The sequence below is a fragment of the Hirschia baltica ATCC 49814 genome (genome assembly GCF_000023785.1).
GTDB lineage: Bacteria > Pseudomonadota > Alphaproteobacteria > Caulobacterales > Hyphomonadaceae > Hirschia > Hirschia baltica.
Genome location: NC_012982.1, coordinates 1990266 through 2009712, shown reverse-complemented (window position 1 = coordinate 2009712; position 19447 = coordinate 1990266). Strand labels below are relative to the sequence as shown.

The 19447-nt window shown below is 43.7% G+C and carries 17 protein-coding genes and 3 tRNA genes; 15 read left to right on the top strand and 5 right to left on the bottom strand.

Going from position 1 to position 19447, the window contains the following annotated elements:
• Positions 1 to 3 precede the first annotated feature (3 nt).
• From HBAL_RS09395 to HBAL_RS09375, 5 genes are all read right to left on the bottom strand, one after another.
• Positions 4 to 1227 (bottom strand): glycosyltransferase family protein, encoded by a 1224-nt coding sequence (locus tag HBAL_RS09395; RefSeq protein ID WP_015827707.1) that lies wholly within the window; start codon positions 1225 to 1227, stop codon positions 4 to 6.
• The gene (locus HBAL_RS09390) at positions 1220 to 2065 is read right to left on the bottom strand and encodes an HAD-IIB family hydrolase (protein ID WP_015827706.1); all 846 of its coding nucleotides are present in this window, start codon (positions 2063 to 2065) and stop codon (positions 1220 to 1222) included. The genes HBAL_RS09395 and HBAL_RS09390 overlap by 8 nt, the downstream gene beginning before the upstream one ends.
• Position 2066: 1 nt before the next feature.
• A complete protein-coding gene (locus HBAL_RS09385) occupies positions 2067 to 2867 on the bottom strand; it encodes a hypothetical protein (RefSeq protein WP_015827705.1) in 801 nt (266 codons plus the stop codon).
• A gap of 125 nt (positions 2868 to 2992) precedes the next feature.
• Complete coding sequence (locus tag HBAL_RS09380; RefSeq protein ID WP_015827704.1) at positions 2993 to 3568, bottom strand: hypothetical protein; 576 nt, start codon at positions 3566 to 3568, stop codon at positions 2993 to 2995.
• A gap of 88 nt (positions 3569 to 3656) precedes the next feature.
• Positions 3657 to 5468 (bottom strand): PHA/PHB synthase family protein, encoded by a 1812-nt coding sequence (locus HBAL_RS09375; RefSeq protein ID WP_015827703.1) that lies wholly within the window; start codon positions 5466 to 5468, stop codon positions 3657 to 3659.
• Between the two features lie 82 nt (positions 5469 to 5550).
• Between HBAL_RS09375 and HBAL_RS09370 the strand changes: the two genes are divergently transcribed.
• The 15 genes from HBAL_RS09370 to HBAL_RS16345 all read left to right on the top strand — a co-directional run bounded on the left by HBAL_RS09370 (position 5551) and on the right by HBAL_RS16345 (position 19190).
• Positions 5551 to 5910, top strand: coding sequence for a hypothetical protein (locus HBAL_RS09370; protein ID WP_015827702.1), 360 nt, complete (start codon positions 5551 to 5553; stop codon positions 5908 to 5910).
• A 116-nt stretch (positions 5911 to 6026) separates the two neighbouring features.
• Positions 6027 to 7238, top strand: coding sequence for an LL-diaminopimelate aminotransferase (locus tag HBAL_RS09365; protein WP_015827701.1), 1212 nt, complete (start codon positions 6027 to 6029; stop codon positions 7236 to 7238).
• Between the two features lie 3 nt (positions 7239 to 7241).
• A complete protein-coding gene (locus HBAL_RS09360) occupies positions 7242 to 8531 on the top strand; it encodes a homoserine dehydrogenase (protein WP_015827700.1) in 1290 nt (429 codons plus the stop codon).
• Positions 8532 to 8582: 51 nt separating this feature from the next.
• Entirely contained in the window at positions 8583 to 9536 is a 954-nt protein-coding gene (gene glpX / locus HBAL_RS09355; RefSeq protein WP_015827699.1) for a class II fructose-bisphosphatase, read from the top strand.
• Positions 9537 to 9713: 177 nt separating this feature from the next.
• The gene (gene recJ, locus HBAL_RS09350) at positions 9714 to 11543 is read left to right on the top strand and encodes a single-stranded-DNA-specific exonuclease RecJ (RefSeq protein ID WP_015827698.1); all 1830 of its coding nucleotides are present in this window, start codon (positions 9714 to 9716) and stop codon (positions 11541 to 11543) included.
• A gap of 60 nt (positions 11544 to 11603) precedes the next feature.
• Positions 11604 to 11678 (top strand) — tRNA-Glu (locus HBAL_RS09345).
• A gap of 302 nt (positions 11679 to 11980) precedes the next feature.
• The gene (locus tag HBAL_RS09340; protein ID WP_015827697.1) at positions 11981 to 12481 is read left to right on the top strand and encodes a cold-shock protein; all 501 of its coding nucleotides are present in this window, start codon (positions 11981 to 11983) and stop codon (positions 12479 to 12481) included.
• 135 nt (positions 12482 to 12616) lie between these two features.
• Positions 12617 to 13099 (top strand): DUF192 domain-containing protein, encoded by a 483-nt coding sequence (locus HBAL_RS09335; RefSeq protein ID WP_015827696.1) that lies wholly within the window; start codon positions 12617 to 12619, stop codon positions 13097 to 13099.
• Between the two features lie 194 nt (positions 13100 to 13293).
• Positions 13294 to 13370, top strand: a tRNA-Pro gene (locus HBAL_RS09330).
• A 53-nt stretch (positions 13371 to 13423) separates the two neighbouring features.
• A complete protein-coding gene (locus HBAL_RS16350) occupies positions 13424 to 14119 on the top strand; it encodes a sirohydrochlorin chelatase (RefSeq protein ID WP_015827695.1) in 696 nt (231 codons plus the stop codon).
• Between the two features lie 89 nt (positions 14120 to 14208).
• Positions 14209 to 14514: an ETC complex I subunit gene (locus HBAL_RS09320; protein ID WP_015827694.1), complete on the top strand. Its 306-nt coding sequence runs from the start codon at positions 14209 to 14211 to the stop codon at positions 14512 to 14514.
• Between the two features lie 103 nt (positions 14515 to 14617).
• Positions 14618 to 14694, top strand: a tRNA-Arg gene (locus HBAL_RS09315).
• A 170-nt stretch (positions 14695 to 14864) separates the two neighbouring features.
• A complete protein-coding gene (locus HBAL_RS09310; RefSeq protein WP_015827693.1) occupies positions 14865 to 16628 on the top strand; it encodes a DUF885 domain-containing protein in 1764 nt (587 codons plus the stop codon).
• A 429-nt stretch (positions 16629 to 17057) separates the two neighbouring features.
• Positions 17058 to 18098 (top strand): LacI family DNA-binding transcriptional regulator, encoded by a 1041-nt coding sequence (locus HBAL_RS09305; protein WP_015827692.1) that lies wholly within the window; start codon positions 17058 to 17060, stop codon positions 18096 to 18098.
• A gap of 216 nt (positions 18099 to 18314) precedes the next feature.
• Positions 18315 to 19190, top strand: coding sequence for an aldose 1-epimerase (locus HBAL_RS16345; protein ID WP_015827691.1), 876 nt, complete (start codon positions 18315 to 18317; stop codon positions 19188 to 19190).
• Positions 19191 to 19447 lie beyond the last annotated feature (257 nt).

Below are 19447 nucleotides of genomic sequence, written 5' to 3'. Positions count from 1 at the left end.
AGCTTAGGGTTGGTAGTCTTCATTATCTTGCATAATTGATTCTGACATCACACGCATGAGGTCTTGGTCTGCTGCGTGCACCCTGCTCCAATTGGGAATGAAAGGTGTTTCCATTGGGTTTTCAAGGAATATTTCACCAGCTTCCATGATGTTAGAAGCAAATAACTCAACTGATTTTTCAGCAGCGTGACGGTCTACGTGAAGACCATTCATAATCGCATCATTGTAATAATTCTCGATCAGGTCCAGAGCGAGACGGTAGTAGGTTGCTTTCAGGCTGCGGAATGTTTCCATAGTGAAAACTGTGCCATCGGCCGCTAGCTTGCGATACAGAGCTTTGCATATATCAATCGACATTCGAGAAAGGCCGGTTGACGCATCTTCTTCAGACAGCGGTTGATGCTTGTGATCATAAGCATCAGATATTTCCACCTGACAAGTGGTTTTGGGAGCTAGATTTCGCCAAGCCTCAGATAAAACACCAATCTCCAGTCCCCAATCGGACGGGATACGCATGTCGGAAAGAATTGACGTGCGCATGGCAAACTCACCAGCGAGAGGATATCTAAACGCAGATAAGTAGTCCAGATAATCACGTTCCCCAATAACTTTTGAGAGAGCGATAAGTATGGGAGTTACGAGAAGACGGCTGACGCGCCCGTTGAACTTACCATCGGCAATTCTTGGGTAGAAACCTTTTGAAAGCAGGTAAGGGAAGCTAGGGTTTGCAACTGGGTATAGCAGCTTAACCAGCATCTCCTTAGTGTATGTGACGATATCACAATCATGAAGGGCAACAATGTCGCTATCTCCACGTGAAAGAGTGTGTCCAATACAAAACCAGACATTACGTCCTTTTCCTGGTTCAATTGGTGAAAGTCCCATTTCAGCTAATCGTAAATCAACGTCCTTTAAACGAGGACCGTCATTCCATAAAACGACATGCTCTTGAGGTAATCGCGAGAAGAATTCTTTTGCATGGCGATATTCGGCTTCATTTGCCCGATCAAGACCAATTACGATCCTGTTGATAAATTTTGCAGAACTCAACTCATCAATGATTTTGCCGAGTGCTTCACCTTGTAATTCTGAATATAAAGATGGCAGAATAAGTGTGATTTTACGCGTTTCAGCAAACTGTTCTAATTCGCGTTCCATTGTCTCAGGATTCACGCGGCGTAGATCATGGAGCGTTGCGACGTGTCCGTTTTGATGAAAATCAGCCAATGTCTTTCTCGCTTTCGGTCTTTGGGGTGTTTTTTATTTGGGGGTTAGAGCCTGAATGTTTGGAGATGAAGTCAAGCACGGCATCATTCCAACCAGCTGGCCCAGTTTTAGTCGTACGTATAATTTTGCCATTAGATTCTTCAGGTAGCTCGGGAATGCCAACTGAATGCTCATTAGAGATAATAACACCATAGTCTGTAGCTAGCAGCATTTCGACGTCGTTTGGAGCATCTCCTAAAGACAGAGAAATAATCTGTTTGTCAGGTTTTGTGTATCGAAGGCAGATTTCTTCTATGCGCTGGCCTTTTGTTGCACCAAAGGACAAAGTCATGAAGCGGCCACCATGGCGGTAACTTACACCGTTTTGAGATAAATATTCGGAGAATGCTTCTTTCATTTCGTCTGTCCCAGTCCATAGGCCAGGTTCAGAAAATTGGCGTTTAGCAGCGTTGAAGGCACTCTCACGGGGCAGGCCTGTAATTTCCACTAGTTCTTCAATGGACCAGTCATTAAAGCCTTTATAGAATTGGCGAAGTTTTTCCGGGGCATTGGCTATGATTTGTGTAAGCCGTGTATAATCGGATGCATCTTGCGTTTCAAAACTGGTTTGCCCTGGGGCAAGTAGACCGGCACCATTTTCAACAATGGCAGGACAATCACTGAAACCAATTTCTTCACGTAGTGAATTGATCTCAACGGATGTTTTTGAACTGGCAAGAATTAGAGGTATTTGAAGCTCTTTAAGTGCAATCAAAGCAGGCTTAGCTGAAACATAGCTATAGTTTGAATGATCGAGTAAAGTACCGTCCAAATCAGTAAAAACGATAAGGTTGGGCATTCTACCTTTCCTCGAATTTGATGACGGTTCTGTTTTTGTCTACAAACAATTGAGCACCTGACATTTTTTTTCCGTCTAGCATACGGCGAGTGATCCTTTCATAATAAAGGATAAAGCTTCTAACCCAGTCGCGTATTTCCTCCGGAAGCTCTCCTTTATGAAGTCCTCGTGTGGTTTCTTCTTGTTCTATTCGCCAATTTAAAACAGTTTCGAAACTTGGGGCGTTCAAATGAAAAAAATGTGGTGAACGATTCCATAATTTTGCGTACGGGCCACTTAATTGGTCTTCTTGGTATTTGCGCCAATTTAATGCTGATTCGGTGTTTTCAATTTCATTCATAGGAGATTCAGTGACGCTGTCTGGTTCAGCATTTGCACCAACTAGCCAGCCTTCAACAATTATGGCTTTGGCTTTTCCATTGAAAATATGGTCATTCTTCTCTGATTTGCGATCATCTGTAATTTTGTCAAATGATGGAATTTTCGTTATAGATGCAGAATCTGTTGACTGTAATTCGTCAATTTTTTTGTTCAATAATACAAGATCATGCGTACCCGGAGGGCCGCGAGTCTCAAAAAGGGGGGATGTGTCCTTTGCTAAGGCTTGGCGTTCAGCTTTTGTGAGATAGAAGTCGTCAATTCCCAGAATGGCTATTTGGTTATCAAAAGCATTTGCGATTGCATTCATCGCTGTTGATTTACCAATTCCCTGTGCGCCGGATACAAATATGAGCGGAGCGTCATCCGAGGATAAAATTACTTTGCTAGCCCAGTCTTTGAAGTATTGATCAATGCTGGACATTATTGGCTCCTATTCCCTTGAATGTTTTTTGATTACATTAGGGTGTTTTACAAAAAAAAATACAAGTAGATTTGGTGAACATCACTTTTAATGCCTAATTATAGAGCTAGAACTTCCCTTGATTTTTAATCCTTGTTTGGTTTTTGAGCTTGAAAAATAAATCCACCACAAATTCCAAAAATAAGTGCCAAAGATAAAAATACTGGCCAGATTTTCTGAAAAACAAACGGCGTAGAAGGGGTTTGGCGTCCGATAAGTAATTTGTATGGTTTTGTTGTCTCATCAATATTAATGGAAGAAACTCGCGCATACGATGGACCAATTGTAATACCTGTCTCAGATCCATTAAATTGATGCCAACCATTGTAAGGTTGGGCGTGTTCAGGCCAAGCCTTTAAATTACCAGTGATTCGGTTGCGTTCGGAATCGGCTAAAAAATACAATTTTTCAGCAGGGTAGCGTTGCATTTGCACTTGCGAATCTATCCATTCGATAAGGTCTTGTAAGTCAGCGTCAGTTTTTTCTAATGCAGCATTCAAAAGCACTGCATCCGTTTCAATCTCCTGTTTAGCAGAGATTTGACTACTTTGCAGGGCAACAAAATGGGCAGATGCATAACTGAGCAGGAATGCAAAACAGATAAGAAAACTTGTCGTTAAATGAGGCTTTAGGTGCTCAAGTGTGAACCTAATCTTAGACATAGCTTTCCCATCCTCTATGTGGCGAAGTGCTTGTACGCCTGCAATGAGGATTCTCAAAGCGTTCAATGCATGAGGCGGGATTTCAGCATTAACTTTTTCGCCATTGGTGAATATCCGCTAATTTGGTTCTGACATATTCGCCGGGTGCTGGAGGTGCACCTGGAATAGTTTGGGGAGGAGCTGTTTTCTCGCCTGAGTGTTGGGATAACCATTCGGCCAAAGCGGGCCACCAGCTGCGTTTTTGGTACTTTGCTGATGCCTTCCATTCCGCACCCGTTTTTAAAGTAGGCGTTCCGCCGCTCCAGTGGCCATATTTATTATTGATAGGAGGGTTCACGACGCCTGCAATATGCCCTGATTCTGCGAGGATGAATTTTGTCGGTCCTCCAAATAGGTGCCTGCCTTTGTAGACTGATTCATAAGGCGCAATGTGATCGCCTGCGGCAGCGTGAATAAAGACTGGGCAGGTAACATCTGAAAGTGAAACTTTCTCGTCAAAAATCGTAAATTCACCTTTAGGGAGTTGATTCTCTAGATAAAAATTTTGCAAGTAAGTAAGGTGAAGAGGACCGGGAATATTGGTTTGGTCACCATTCCAAAATAATAAATCGAATGGCTTTACGTCATTTCCCAGAAGATAGTTGTTTTCAACGCACTGCCAGATAAGCCTTTGAGGCCGTAATGTGTTGAACCCATCCGACATAAGTTCACCGGGCATTAGGCCTTTATTTTTGACTATTGCGGCGGCAGTGTCGGAAAATGTTTTTTCGCTAACCACGACATTCATCATGCCAGCTTGAGAAAAGTCAGTTTGAGCTGACATAAATGTTAAGCTGTTGATACGCTGGTCTTTTTTCTTAAATAGATATGCAGATAGCGTTGAAAGCATTGTGCCACCAATGCAATATCCGGCGATATTAATGGCAGTTTTGTGCGCTTCATAAACATATTCGATTGCAGCTAATCCGCCTAGTCCTGCATAATCGTCCCAATTGAGGTCGCGGGTGACGTTATCGCCATTGCGCCAAGAAATGACATACACCGTAAATCCTTGGTCGCGTAACCATGCAATAAGTGAATTTTTTGCTTGTAAATCAAGAACATAATATTTGTTGATCCAAGGTGGAAAAATCAAAAGGGGCCGTTCATAAACCTCACCTTGAGATGCATCGAAACGAATGAGTTCGATCAGCTCGTTTTTAAAGACTATCTGGCCTTTGGTGGTGGCGACATGCTTGCCAATTTCAAATGCATTCATATCACTTTGGCTGATGTTTAAGTGTTTGTAATCACTGTCATAATCTTGAATTAAATTCTCAAGCCCTTTTTCGAGTGAACGGCCTTTTGTTTCAACAAATTTTTGAATGGCGACCGGGTTTGTGAAAAAATTATTTGCCGGTGAAAGAGAGGTCATCAATTGATGCAAATAGTATTGAATTTCTTGTCTTTCGGAATCAGATAGATTTTCAGCCTGAGTAATTAGATCTCTCAACCATTCTGTACAGACAAGATAGGACTGACTGAGAAAGTCAAACAAGGGATATTTTTGCCAAAGATCATCTGAAAACATAGAGTTTTCAATACGTTGTACTTCAGAATGATTGTTTTCCTGAAGGGCATTTGTGTCTTGGTCTAGAGTGATTTTTGCTGCATTTGCAAGGCGTTGTGCTAAATCTTGTTGGGCTTGAATGAGTTTTTTAGAATTTGTGCCAAAACTGCGCTGTAATGTGTCCAGAGCCATAAACATGTGCACAGTTTGTGTGGATGTAGTGTCGTCATAATGTATAATTTCAGCTAAGAGTCTGTGAAACTCTGTCGAAAGACTGACTAAGCGTTCTTTTAAATCTTCATTTTCATCAGATTGATGAAATTCTGGATTTTGAGGTTTATCATATTCCATCGTCACGCTAATCAGACTTTCGGTAAGTGTTTCTTTTCACTCATTCAGCTTCGCAGGAATGACTCGAGGGTTTGTTAAACATATGTTGAAATTTTGTCGAATTGCGATCGCATTGGCAATCCCTGTTTTTGTCGCGGGGTGTGCTTCAGGTGTTAAAGAGCGTCTGGAAGCAGCTGAGGAAAATGCACCAACTTGGTATGAGCAACAAAAACAAGAAACCATAGACCGAGGTTATCCTGAGTTTTCCAGTATTCCAACTGAATCTCAGCGCGGGCCTATTCCACAGCATATACTTGATGGTGAAGCGCAACTTGACGCTGAGTTAGAAGCCCTAGAATCTGACCCAAAAGCGAAGACTGCTTTGGAAGATGGATTAGAAGATCCTAGCGTTTGGGCACAACGAATGCGGGACGAAGTTGAAAAAGGTATCTTAGAAAACTAATTTCGCGCAAAAAAAAGATATTTTACGTGCAAAGCGCAGGATGACCGTTTAAGACCTTTTATCCTAAGCCTCTGTAATTGTGCGAGGCTCTTTGAAAGTATAATACTGGTGTCCTAATGAAGTTGGAATTTCACAAGATCAGACGTCTTCCTCCCTACGTGTTCGAGCAGGTAAACCGCAAAGCGGCCGAGCTACGAGCGGCGGGCGCGGACATTATTGATCTTGGTATGGGAAATCCAGATTTACCGACACCCAAGCACATTATCGATAAATTATGTGAAACTGCATACAAGCCAAAAGCGAATCGGTATTCCGCCTCTAGAGGGATTCCCGGATTACGGCGCGCTGCTGCAGCCTATTATGATCGCCGTTTCGGCGTGGAATTGGACCCGAATAAGCATATTGTTGCGACATTAGGATCTAAAGAGGGCTTTGCGAATCTAGCGCAGGCTATTTCTGCGCCGGGTGATGTGATTATTGCGCCAAACCCATCATACCCTCTGCATACATTTGGGTTTTTGATAGCTGGTGCTTCCATGCGTCATATCAAAGCTAATTCACCGGAAGAATATTTAGCTGGAATGGATAAGGCGATTCGCCATTCCGTGCCTAAACCGACCGCTATGGTATTGTGTTACCCTGCAAACCCGACAGCGCAGGTTGCGGATTTGGATTTCTATAAAGAAGCGGTGCGGATTGCGAAGCAGCATGAAATCTGGATTTTGTCGGATCTGGCATACACAGAGATATATTTTGACGATCCACCACCATCAGTCCTTCAAGTAGAAGGTGCTATGGACATAGCAATTGAGACAACATCATTGTCTAAAACCTATGCAATGGCTGGTTGGAGAATGGGGTTTGCTGCAGGTAATGAGCGTCTTGTTGCAGCTCTCGCGCGCGTAAAATCTTATCTTGATTATGGTGCTTTTACGCCCGTTCAAGTTGCCGCTGCTGCTGCTTTGAATGGGCCGCAAGAATGTGTTGTGGAAATGCGTGAGATATATCGTTCCCGCCGTGATGTGCTGATCGAGAGTTTCACAAGAGCTGGTTGGGAGGTTCCATCACCACGCGCATCTATGTTCGCTTGGGCTCCTATTCCAGAAGAATTTCGTCATCTAGGTTCATTGGAGTTTTCACTTCGCTTAATTGAGCAAGCGCATGTTGCTGTCGCACCGGGCGCAGGGTTTGGCGAGTATGGTGATGGTCATGTTCGTATTGCACTTGTTGAAAACGAACAACGGATAAGACAGGCTGCTAGAAATATACGTCGCTTCATTGAAGCTGGCCCAAATAATTCAGAACCAGTCATAAGTGCTGGAGAGTAGAAAATGACAGAACAAAATAAACTTCGCATAGGAATAGCTGGGCTGGGTAATGTCGGTGTTGGGCTTGTAAAACTCGTCAATGATCAGGAATCACTTCGTCTGCCGGGTGAAATGGTAATTTCTGCTGTATCAGCGAGAAGTAAGACACGCGATCGCGGTATCGACCTTTCAGGTATCCGCTGGGAAGATGATCCAGTGAAACTGGCAATATCAGATGATATAGATGTTTATGTTGAATTGATTGGTGGATCTGATGGGCCGGCGCGGCTTTCTATTGAGGCTGCTCTAAAGGCAGGAAAGCATGTTGTTACGGCGAACAAAGCAGTCGTTGCAGAGCATGGTGAAGAGTTGGCTAGGTTAGCTGAAGAAAACAATGTGCATCTTCTTTTTGATGCAGCTGTTGCTGGCGGTGTTCCTATTGTTCGCGTTATTCGCGATAGCTTATCCAGCGTAAATATCTCGCGCGTGTCGGGTATTTTGAATGGAACATGTAATTACATTTTATCTGAAATGTTGACGACCGGGCAGGAATACTCACCTGTTCTAGCAGAAGCCCAGAAGCTTGGTTATGCCGAATCAGATCCATATCTGGATGTCTCTGGTATGGATGCAGCTCATAAAGCACTTATCCTGTCGGTATTGGCATTTGGTGCGAAACCAGATTTCTCAAAAGTGTTGGTTTCTGGTGTGGACCAGATTGACGGGGTTGATATCCTTTTATCGCAAAAAATGGGATATCGTATCAGGCTGGTCGCTGAGGCTGTCAAAAACGATTCAGGTGTGCGCTGTAATGTTGCTCCAGTTCTGTACAAAGCTGAGCACCCTCTTGCGCAAATCACAGGCCCAACGAATGCCGTTATGGTAGAAGGTGAGCCTTTGGGAAGCGTGACTATGGCTGGTCCGGGTGCGGGTGAAGGTCCAACTGCTTCAGCTGTGATGGGAGACATTGCGCGTGTGCTGCAAGGCCCCGCAACGCCCCCATTTGGTACACCTGTTGCCAAATTGAATGAGAGAATGGTGCGTGCTGTCGGTGATGGTCCCGAGACCACATGGTTTATTCGTACCCGTTTATCTGATAAATCTGGTGCATTGGCGTCTTTGTCTAAAGCTTTAGCAGTTTGTGATGTTTCGATTGATCAGATGCATCAAGATTCAAGTGCAGGGCAATTGGGTGCACCGATAGCTATAATGACTCATCCATGTACAAGAAAAGCGGCAGAATCTGCAGCTGCCATGGTTGAAGAATTGGATACATGTGTTGATAAACCGCGTGTGTTACGCGTTGAGGCATGAGTTTCGCATAGAGAGCCGTAATTAAGATACTAAATAAAGAATGGGACAATAATGACTTCTAATGCTTTGAATCCAACATATGCAGATGCGATGGTGCGCGTAACAGAACGTGCAGCTGTTGCGTCAGAGACAATGGTCGGTCGCGGCGATGAAAAAGCAGCTGATCAAGCTGCGGTGGATGCGATGCGTACAGCTTTGAACGAAGTTGTTATGCAGGGCCGCATTGTTATTGGTGAAGGTGAGCGCGACGAAGCTCCAATGCTTTACATTGGTGAAGAAGTTGGAACGGGTAAAGGCGCTGAAATTGATATTGCGCTTGACCCATTGGAAGGCACAACACTAACAGCGAAAGCAATGCCGAATGCATTGGCAGTTCTTGCTATCGCGCCACGCGGCGGTTTGCTGCACGCGCCAGACGTCTACATGGATAAAATTGCGGTTGGTCCCGGTTATCCTGAAGGTGTTATCGATTTAGATAAATCAACAATTGAAAACGCTAAATCTGTTGCCGCTGCTAAAGGTGTTTCAGTTGATCAGTTAAACGTATGTGTTCTGGACCGGACGCGTCACGCAAAAATAATTGAAGACCTGCGTTCATTGGGTATCCGCATCTCTTTGATTTCTGATGGGGATGTGGCTGGTATTATCAACACAACCAACCCTGACACTGGCATTGACATGTATATCGGTTCTGGTGGGGCGCCTGAAGGTGTTCTTGCAGCGGCTGCGCTAAAATGTGTGGGTGGGCAGATGCAAGGTCGTCTTACATTCCGCAATGATGATGAGCGCGGACGTGCGTCACGTATCGGTATTACAGATTTTGACAAAAAATACGATCTTCACGAGCTTTGTTCAAAAGATGCAGTCTTTGCCGCAACTGGTGTAACAGATGGTGGCCTGCTTTCTGGTGTGAAACGTCGCAATGGGAAAGTTTATACCGACTCAGTCGTGATGTCTTCTTTTGATGGTGTTGTGCGTACTGTGAAGTCTACATACCCAGGCTAAACGTGGCCGGTTGAAAATTATTCGTTTGAATAGAATTAAAAAGAGGCGGTTTCTCATAGGGAAATCGCCTCTTTTGCATCTGATGAGATGACAAGTGTGTGTGAAGGGGTAGAACAGGTCTTGATCAAGCATTTTGCTTTTAAAAGCTTAGATGCGTTTTACAGATTGGTTGTTTAGATGTCTCGTTCCCCATTCCTTGATCCGTCGCAAGACCTTGATGTCGAAGATACTGGGCCAGCTTTTTTGGGTGTTGAGCATTCTTTGACAGGGCGACGATGGAGAGTTCGGCCTGTTGATGATGAAAAAGCCACTGAAATTTCGCGCAGACTCTCTAAGCCAGACCTGATTGGGAAGCTACTGGCTGGTCGAGGGGTGACTTTGGATGAGGCTGATACTTATTTTTCTCCAACTCTGAAGGCCCTTTTTCCTGATCCTTCTAGCTTTGCTGACATGGACGCTGCTTGCGAAGTGATATTAGAGGCATTGGTGAGTGGCCGAAAATGTGCGGTGCTTGCAGATTATGATGTTGATGGTGGTACGTCGGCGGCAATTTTGACGAAGTATTTCAAAGCTTGGGACCGAGAGCTGATTTTATATGTTCCAGACCGCCTAACGGAGGGCTATGGCCCTTCTGTGGAAGCGTTTGAATCGCTAAAGGAACAAGGCGCAGAGCTTGTTATGACTGTGGATTGTGGAGCTGCTGCTGTAGAAGCACTAGAGGCAGCGCATAGTCTGGGTTTGGATGTTGTGGTGCTTGATCACCATTTGATGCAAAGTGAGCCTCCCCCTGCGGCAGCTGTTGTTAATCCCAACCGACCTGATTGTAAGTCAGGTTGCGGGCATATGGCGGCGGCGGGAGTTGTGTTCGTCCTTACAGCGGGATTGAATAGGTTGGCGAGGCAAAAGTCAGTGGCTCCAGCTGGTGGTTTGCCTGATCCAATGAAGTGGCTGGACCTTTGCGCATTAGGTACATTGTGTGACATGGCACCGCTTAAGGGCGTTAACAGAGCATTTGTAAATGCGGGCTTGAAGGTTTTGCAACGCATGGACAATGTTGGATTGGCAGCTTTGTCTCAAGTATCGGGCGTTGAGGCCCCTAAATCCGTTTATCACGCGACTTTTCTACTTGGTCCTAGGCTAAATGCAGGCGGGCGAATCGGTGATCCTTGGATTGCGGCCAAATTGCTTGCGACTGAAGACAGAAAAGAAGCGCTTGCATTAGCTGAACGACTTCAGGCTCTAAACGAAGCTAGAAAAGAAATTGAAGCTGAGATTTTAGATGAAGCAACACGAATCGCCGAATCACGTCTAGTCGAAAAACCTGATGCAGGTGCCATAGTTGTGGGCGGCGAGGGATGGCACCCAGGCGTTATCGGAATTGTGGCGGGACGTTTAAAAGAAAAATTTCATAGGCCAACAATCGTTATTGGGTGGGGAGAAGAGCTTGGCCCTGTTGCAAAAGGGTCTGGTCGTTCTGTGGCTGGTGTAAATTTAGGGAATTTGATTGCTAAGGCGTCTAAAGAGGGAATCATTCTTTCAGGAGGTGGTCATGCTATGGCGGCGGGATTGTCACTTGAACCTTCCCAACTGGAAGCTTTTCGAGATTATATGGAAGAGAGCACAGCTGAAGCTAAAAAGGAATTAGAGCAGGCGCGTGTTCTGGAGCTTGATGGATTATTGTCTCCTGCGTCAGCGGATGGAGAATTATTGCTCTCAGTGGATGGGGCTGGACCATATGGTGCAGGTTCTCCAGAGCCGATATTTGCTATGGCGAATGTGCGGTCACACAATGTGCGACGTGTTGGAGTGGACCACTTAAGCTTTGAAATATTAGGAGAAGACGGTGGAAAACTTAGAGCAATAGCGTTTCGAGCTGCAGATGCTGATCTTGGCCAAGCGATTCTTTCGGGGCAAATGATGCATTTGGCCGGTAAGTTGAAGCCTGATGAGTGGAGAGGAGCCGGAAAAGTTCAGTTTGAGGTGTCAGATGGTTTTTTTTCTAAATAATTGAAAAAAGAACTTGCATCTAAAAAGGCACATTTGTATACAGCGCTCTCACACCGATGCGGTCCCTTCGTCTATCGGTTAGGACGCTAGGTTTTCAACCTAGAAAGAGGGGTTCGATTCCCCTAGGGACTGCCAGGTGTTTGAAAACTTAATTCCCGATCTGGGATTTTTCTCATTCATAAAGCTGATTTTTTGTGCGTCGTGCGACTTTGTGTGCATGACTATTGTTGAAAAAATATGTTTTCTCGGCTTTTTCAGACTGGTGAATTGCTTGGTAGGGTTAAACACGGAAATGTTTAGCCTTTGACATATTAAAAAAACAACTTATTTGATTAAGATCAGACTGATGGGCTGTCGGTCTTGTAGGGGCCTATCCTTGCGTTAGTATAGGGATAGGAATTGGTTTAAAGGCGGCAGGGACTTAAGTAAGAGAAAATATGGAGCAGGGGTCAAACGAAGCTACCAATAATGAAGTACCGAAAGTCTCAATTTCAGGGCGCGTAAAGTGGTTTGATTCTGTCAAAGGCTTTGGGTTCATTATTCCTGATGATGGATTAGATGGTCAGGAAGCTTTGCTACACATTTCGATTTTGCGTGAATTTGGTGTCGAACAAGTTGTTGAAGGCATGCTGATTTCCTGCGATGTTGTGAAACGTGAACGCGGATATCAAGTAACAGAAGTTAAATCATTAGAGGGCGGCGAAGTTGTCGTCGCACCGGTCAATGCAGAACGTGAAGCTGTTCTTATCAAATGGTTCAACCGTACAAAAGGGTATGGTTTTGTTCATCGCGTCGGCGAAGTAGAAGATATATTTCTTCACATGGTGACTCTGCGCAAAGCAGGGCTTGAAGAAGCAGAACCTGGTCAAAAAGTTTGGGTGACGATTGGTAAAGGCCCTAAAGGTAGTTACGTCGTTGATGCTAGTCTCGAGCCGTAGTTTTCGATTTGTTTTTAAATCACTATTTGCTGTTTAAGCAGGCTTGGGCTTGTCGTCTAAGGTTTTTTCGGTAATTGGTAGCAAAGGAAGCCAAACTGTTCTGGTTGTCTAGTAAATTGCTTTGTGAGGCCTAAATTGAAGAATCTGTTTTCTGCAATCGCTGTTTTCTCTGTTGTGTGTATGGCGATTCCACATGTGAGTGCTCAAGATAGTGGTGTTAAATTTGAAACTGGAACATTGGTTGTTGATACAGGTGAAGCTGAACACCTAATCAATATTGAAATTGCAGACAGTCCGGAAGAAACATCTCAAGGCCTCATGTTTCGTGAAAATTTAGCCGAAGACGCAGGCATGTTGTTTGATTTTGGCGAGCCGCGTGAACCAAATATGTGGATGAAAAACACCCTCATCCCATTAGATATGCTTTTTCTGGATGATAATGGTGTCGTGGTTGCTATCGCACGTAATGCACGTCCTCACTCTGAGCGCCGTATTTCTCCAGGAATGGCTGTAAAAGGTGTGTTGGAGTTGGCTGGTGGTGCAACAGGCACTTTGGATATTTCACCGGGCGATGTGGTGCATCACGCTATATTCAACAATGTGGAAGCGGCCGAATAGGGCGTTTATCGACAGAAATATCGTTTAATGATGAGCTTAGACAAAGTTTTTTCGCTTTTAAGCAAAAAAACTTGAATTAGGGTCTTTTGTTCTGCGAAAATTTAGATACAAAGCGTCCTCTGAGCAACGCAGTTGATTTTCGAATTAGCTAAAATGTTCAGATTAAACTGCTTAGGCAGATTATTTAAAATAGTCGGGACGTAGCGCAGTCTGGTAGCGCATCTGGTTTGGGACCAGAGGGTCGGGAGTTCGAATCTCTCCGTCCCGACCATTTTAAATTAAAATCATCCTCACAAAATATCCAATGGCTGATATACAGAGAAGATGAGAGATTTTTCAAAAACCGATATTCTTTTTTGTGCACATGGCGATAGGCGTGGTGCGCAACGCAACTCAAATTTGAAAGAGTTGGCGGCTAAAGTCACACAGCAACTCAATCCTCATTCTTGTGATATAGCATTGTTATCTGAAGAAGGTGATTTGGAGCGCAAACTAGATGCAGCTTCGGGGAGCCGCTTCATTATTATTCCGATGATTTTTTCTGACGGTTACTTTTTCACTAAAATCACAAATGCGGTTAATGAGCCTGTCGCGAATCATTCCTATAAGTCGATTAATGTGATGCCCCCTCTTTGCGATTGGCCGGAGTTGGCCCAAGCAATCAATATTAGTTTTCCTTTAGGGCCGATTCTTTTAGTCGCGCACGGATCAAAAAAATCTTCTGCTTCACGTCTTGCCAATGAGCGCTTGGCTGACCGGTTGAAACAAAAATATGGCCGATCGGTTGAATGCGCTTATCTTGAAGAGGAACCATTTGCTGAAGAATCGATTCAAACTTTTTCTGAAGCAATAAATGTGGTGGGCTTATTTATGGGCGAGGGGTTGCATGGAGATGAAGATTGGCAAGCTGTATTGCATAAGGCCAAAGAAACGCCCATTCGCGCCTCTACTATCGGTTCAATGGCAGAGTTATGTCCGTTAGTCGTAAGTAAAATTCAGTGTGCTATCGATGATGAGTAGGTAATTCTCGATAAGGATATTGAATTTTAACCCGTTTACGGGCATTCACTAGGAATAGTTTCAATTCAGTGAGGAGCGTGCGTAAGTCCATGCTGGCCAAAATATACAAGCCATCTAAAAATGCCATGCAGTCTGGTAAAGCAAAATCTGATACTTGGGTATTGGAAATGGATGTAGCAGCATCACGTAGCATTGATCCGCTAATGGGATGGACGAGCACAGACAGCACTGAAACTCAGTTGCGGATGAAGTTTGATAGTTCTGAAGAAGCGATCTCTTATGCGAAACGTGAAGGCCTTGAGTTCACTGTCGTGACACCCAGAGCGCCAAAACGAATCATTAAAACTTACGCAGAAAACTTTTCGGCAGACCGTAAAAACCCTTGGACACACTAGTGGGCTGGTTGAGACGAAAAGTTTGTTTGAATTAATCTGGTTTTAATTGCCATTTGACAGGTGCATTTTATAATCTGTTTTGGTATGAGACGTCTTGAATAATGGTTCCTTAGCTCAGCTGGATAGAGCGCCCGCCTTCTAAGCGGATGGTCGCAGGTTCGAATCCTGCAGGGACCACCATTCTTTCTCTTTGAAATATAAAGACAATTTTGGAGTTTGAATCCAAAATTTTAGTTCCTTCTGACATTCAATCAGAAGAGCATTCTAGCAATTTCAGTTTTATACCAGTCTTGATTGTAATCTTGTTCTCGCGCACGTTTGGACTTGTCCCAATCTAGAGTGCGATAAAGATGCGCAATTATGGAACTTCAAAAATATTGAGCGCTGTGAGCGGCGTGTGTCTCGTCATTTTGTCGGGTTGTGTAGCCGTTCCTACCGATAATTCTGCGATCGCTCAGTTTGAAGGTATATATCAGGAAGAGTGGGACTTAAGAGGCAAGAGTTATCTTGAGTCAGCTGATATAGATAGTTCGCAAAGATTTGATGACGTTTCTTCAGTGCGAATGGACGCGACGAGAAAATATCTTGAAGGTGTGCAGGTAAAACTGCAAAAAATTGATCGGTCATTATTGTCGATAGAAGATCAGATAAATTTCCAAATCTATGCTAGGCAAATTGCTGTTAAGCTCGACGAGCTGAAATTCCGTGACTTTGAAAAACCGCTAAATTCTGATTCGTCTTTTTGGTCTGGAATTGCTTACGGCTTTCCTAAAAAACTGGAAACCGAACAAGATGCAATAAAATTTATTGCTAAGCTTGAGGACTTGCCCAGATTTTTTGATCAACAGATGGATAATATGAGGGCAGGCTTGGAGCGTGGCTTCACACCTCCCAGAGTGACATTAAAGGGGCGAGAACAATCCATACTCAATATTGTAGATACGAATGAAGAAGACACTAGCTTTTATGCGCCATTTGAAAATTTAGGTGCGGGCGTTCCACCGGAGAAAGCTGACATTCTCAAGGCAGATGCGCGCAGAGTTATTCGAGATGAAATAAAACCAGCTTATGAAAAGTTGGCGCAGTTTTATATCGAGGAGTATCTTCCGCAAACGGTTGTTTCTATAGCCGCGACAGACTTACCTGATGGAGCCAATTACTATCAGGCTCAAATTCGCAAATACACGACTTTGGACCTCACTCCAGATGAAATACACAGTATTGGATTGTCTGAAGTTGCAAAAATACGGTCTCGAATGGATGAGGTTATTGCTGAAACGGGATTTAAGGGCAGCTTTGAAGATTTCTTACATTTTTTGCGAACAGATCCTCAGTTTTACGCGAAGACTGAACGAGAATTGCTTATGCGTGGTGCATGGACGGCAAAAAAGTTTGATGCAAAAGCTGAAGAATATTTTGGTCGGATACCGCGTAAGCCATTTGCAATAAGGCCAGTTGCGGCAGACATCGCGCCGTTTTACACCTCTGGCAGAGGTGGGCCTGGTACATATTGGATAAACACATATAACCTTCCTTCAAGGCCTCTTTATTCATTGCCTGCGCTGACCTTACATGAAGCAGCTCCAGGGCATGCGTTTCAAATACCTTTAAGTCATGAACAAGATGACCAGCCAGAATTTCGACGTAAGGACTATATTTCTGCATATGGTGAAGGTTGGGCATTATATGCTGAGACGCTTGGTGAAGAAATGGGGATATATGAGACGCCCTATGAAATTTTTGGGATGCTGAGCTATCAAATGTGGCGTGCTTCCAGATTGGTGGTAGATACTGGTGTTCATGCCCAGGGGTGGAGCCGTGATGAGGCGCAGGCTTTTCTGCGTACAAATACAGCATTAGCAGAACATGAAATTGTCACTGAAGTTGATCGTTATATCTCATGGCCTGGCCAAGCATTGTCTTATTATCTTGGTGAAATGACTATATTGAAACTGCGTGCTCAAGCTGAAGATGCGTTGGGTGCGCAGTTTGATCTTCGTTATTTTCATGATGCCGTGTTGCAGATAGGCTCAGTGCCATTGCCTGTGCTGGAAGAACATATTCAGCGCTTTATTGAGGGAGCTGGCAAAGACCCTTATCTAGAAGAAAAGTAGAGCTGATTCGATATCAAGGTATCAAGTGCAGTGATGTAATCGTTTAGGTAGTGCTCAATTTAAAGCTGTTTGAAACTGAGTCTGATCAAAATGATTGCGCTAGCTTGAGTTGAGTTGGCGAGATGTGTGCTTGCTTGCAAAAGTGCTTTGACCCGTAATGCTGATAGCGTTAGCATAAATTTCAAATAAGTCGGGTGCTTTGCTGATTCTAAAATTAGCAATTGGATAGAATATATATCTAATTGTTCTCAGGATTTGGTCTAAGCTAATTTTGTTAGATAGTTATAGAATTCAAGAGAAAGTCGTTTCCATGTCTGGTAGCGCTGGATTTTAAGTCTATGGATATGAAGAAAAATTCACGTACAAATTGACAATATGCATTTGTCTTTGGAGGGTGTTGCAGGATTTTTCGAGATTAGGATCAAATTTGTGACCACAAAAAAAGAGCGTGGAAAAGCATCCATTACTTTAATCGATGTTGCAAAACACGCAGGCGTATCACCAATGACTGTGTCACGTGTGCTTAATAATCTTTCCATTGTAAAATCTGCAACGCGAGAAAAAGTATTGTCGTCTGTGGAGGAATTAAAATACTCTCCAAATCAGGCGGCACGCAGTTTAGCCAGTGGTCGTACAACACGCATTTGTCTTCTGTACGGTAACCCATCATCAGCATATTTAGGAGAATTGCTTCTTGGGGCTTTGGAAGCGGTTGGTAAGCTCGGATTTCAGCTTATCGTGAACCGCGTGCCCGAGGATATTTCTCCCGACACTCTAAAAAAAGACCTTCATAGTACATGGGATGGCCTCATAATTCCTGCTCCAATCAGTGATGTAGCGGGTATTCGACGCCTTATGGATGCAGAAGGTTTTCCCGCTGTATTTTTGGAAAGTGGCGGCGTAGAAGGGCGTGCTCACGAGATTGGAATCGATGATTTTCAAGCTTCTAAAGATATGACAGACTTCTTGATCGGTCTTGGGCATAAACGGATCGGGTATATTCAGGGTCACCCAAATCACAGAACAAGTGTTCTTCGTCAGGCGGGTTTTGAGGATAGTGTCAGCAAAGCTGGCCTACCGTTTGGTGGTGAATTAATGACTCCGGGTTTCTTTACTTACCGGTCAGGAATAGAAGCGGGACTTCAATTGCTAAAGTCAGATAACCCTCCAACCGCAATTTTCGCAAGTAATGATGATATGGCCGCAGGTGTCCTTGCAGCTGCGTCTGAATTAGGGCTGAAAGTTCCACGAGATGTGTCTGTTGTTGGTTTTGATGATTCGCCAATCGCGACGACAGTTTGGCCAAACCTGACGACAATTAGGCAACCTCTGTCTGAAATGACTGAGCAGGCTGTTAGATTGCTGAGTGAGATTATCAACGAAGGCAATAATAACGTTATCCCTAAAACAACCAGCTTGTTAGATTATTCTTTGATCAAAAGAGAGTCAGCTTCGGCACCTATTTCGTAAAATTATAATTTCTCTAAAATTTTTTGAAAATGAAAATGCGTAAAAATGCTTGTCAAATGATATGATAATATGGTAACGCTATCATAACGTGGAGTGGTTGCATTCCCAATTCGCGTTCTGGAGGAGTATCGTCCCGTATAACCTCTCGTATCTTTTAGTGGGAAGAGAAGTCCTGTAAGTGTGGACGATCTCTTCCCCTTTTTTTTAGAGCGAAATATGATCTCGACTGTTATTCTCAAGAATGAATTCTTGGAATTTGGGCTTTCACCACAATTTGGCGGAATGGTTACTTTCTTTAAAGCACACGGGCGTGATGTTTTTCGTCCGCTGGCTCCTGATGTCGATCAATCACCGCTCAATTCCGGGTCGTTTCCGCTTATTCCTTTTTCCAATCGCATTCATCACGGTGCTTTTGAATATGAAGGGAAGCAAATCCAACTTGATATAAATTGGGATGCTGATGAGCATGCTATTCATGGTAATGGATGGCAGAGTGTTTGGCAGATTAAGAGTCAGACCAGTTCATCTTGTGAACTTGTATTTGATAGCGGCACTGAATGGTGGCCGTGGCCGTATCACGCTAAAATGTCGTTTTCTCTTGAGGGACGTGTGTTGACGATGAGTCTCGACGTGGAGAATGCGGGGGGTCAAACAATGCCGTTAGGATGTGGGTTTCATCCTTATTTTTTGGGAACTGAAAATACGAAGCTACATTTTTTTGCTAAAGAAGTTTATTTTCCATTTATGCAATCTGAAGCAATTGCTTTGCCTACAGCTGCACAAGAACGGTTAGATTTTTCGCAATCAAAGCCCATTAAACAGCTCGAATTGATTGATCACAATTATGACAATTGGGATGGTGTAGCTCATATTGAAAAATGCAATGATACGATCGACCTTTTGATTAGGGCTGATCAGAATATGCGACGGGCTATGGTTTATTCGCCTCCCAATGAAGGTTATTTTTGCTTTGAACCGACGACGCATTCAGCAGGTGCGTTTAATTCCGAAAATTTCGATAAATTGGGCGGCGTTAATCTGCCGGCTGGAGAGCATTTTTCAACAAGCTTTTCGATAGAGATATTGAATTAATCTCCTTTTCAAAATCGTTGATCTGCGCTGTACTGTAGTGTGGGCTTGTTCATTTTTTAATGTTGTACCCATTTCGATGGATCACGCATTTTCTTGCGTGTACGCATTTTGCTTGATTCGCAATCGAGCCTTTCAATACCATTTCTATCTCAATGAATTGATGCAGAAAATGAATGTCTGTTCCGTTCGAATTTGTATCCGTTATTCGTTCAGAATAAAATTCAAATTTTTGTTAAATCATAATGATAATCAATAAA

Coding starts and splice junctions, on each gene's coding strand:
- HBAL_RS09390 (WP_015827706.1), bottom strand. CDS start 2,065: ATGCCCAACCTTATCGTTTTTACTGATTTGGACGGTACTTTACTCGAT.
- HBAL_RS09385 (WP_015827705.1), bottom strand. CDS start 2,867: ATGTCCAGCATTGATCAATACTTCAAAGACTGGGCTAGCAAAGTAATT.
- HBAL_RS09380 (WP_015827704.1), bottom strand. CDS start 3,568: ATGTCTAAGATTAGGTTCACACTTGAGCACCTAAAGCCTCATTTAACG.
- HBAL_RS09375 (WP_015827703.1), bottom strand. CDS start 5,468: ATGGAATATGATAAACCTCAAAATCCAGAATTTCATCAATCTGATGAA.
- HBAL_RS09370 (WP_015827702.1), top strand. CDS start 5,551: ATGTTGAAATTTTGTCGAATTGCGATCGCATTGGCAATCCCTGTTTTT.
- HBAL_RS09365 (WP_015827701.1), top strand. CDS start 6,027: ATGAAGTTGGAATTTCACAAGATCAGACGTCTTCCTCCCTACGTGTTC.
- HBAL_RS09360 (WP_015827700.1), top strand. CDS start 7,242: ATGACAGAACAAAATAAACTTCGCATAGGAATAGCTGGGCTGGGTAAT.
- glpX (WP_015827699.1), top strand. CDS start 8,583: ATGACTTCTAATGCTTTGAATCCAACATATGCAGATGCGATGGTGCGC.
- recJ (WP_015827698.1), top strand. CDS start 9,714: ATGTCTCGTTCCCCATTCCTTGATCCGTCGCAAGACCTTGATGTCGAA.
- HBAL_RS09340 (WP_015827697.1), top strand. CDS start 11,981: ATGGAGCAGGGGTCAAACGAAGCTACCAATAATGAAGTACCGAAAGTC.
- HBAL_RS16350 (WP_015827695.1), top strand. CDS start 13,424: ATGAGAGATTTTTCAAAAACCGATATTCTTTTTTGTGCACATGGCGAT.
- HBAL_RS09320 (WP_015827694.1), top strand. CDS start 14,209: ATGCTGGCCAAAATATACAAGCCATCTAAAAATGCCATGCAGTCTGGT.
- HBAL_RS09310 (WP_015827693.1), top strand. CDS start 14,865: ATGCGCAATTATGGAACTTCAAAAATATTGAGCGCTGTGAGCGGCGTG.
- HBAL_RS16345 (WP_015827691.1), top strand. CDS start 18,315: ATGATCTCGACTGTTATTCTCAAGAATGAATTCTTGGAATTTGGGCTT.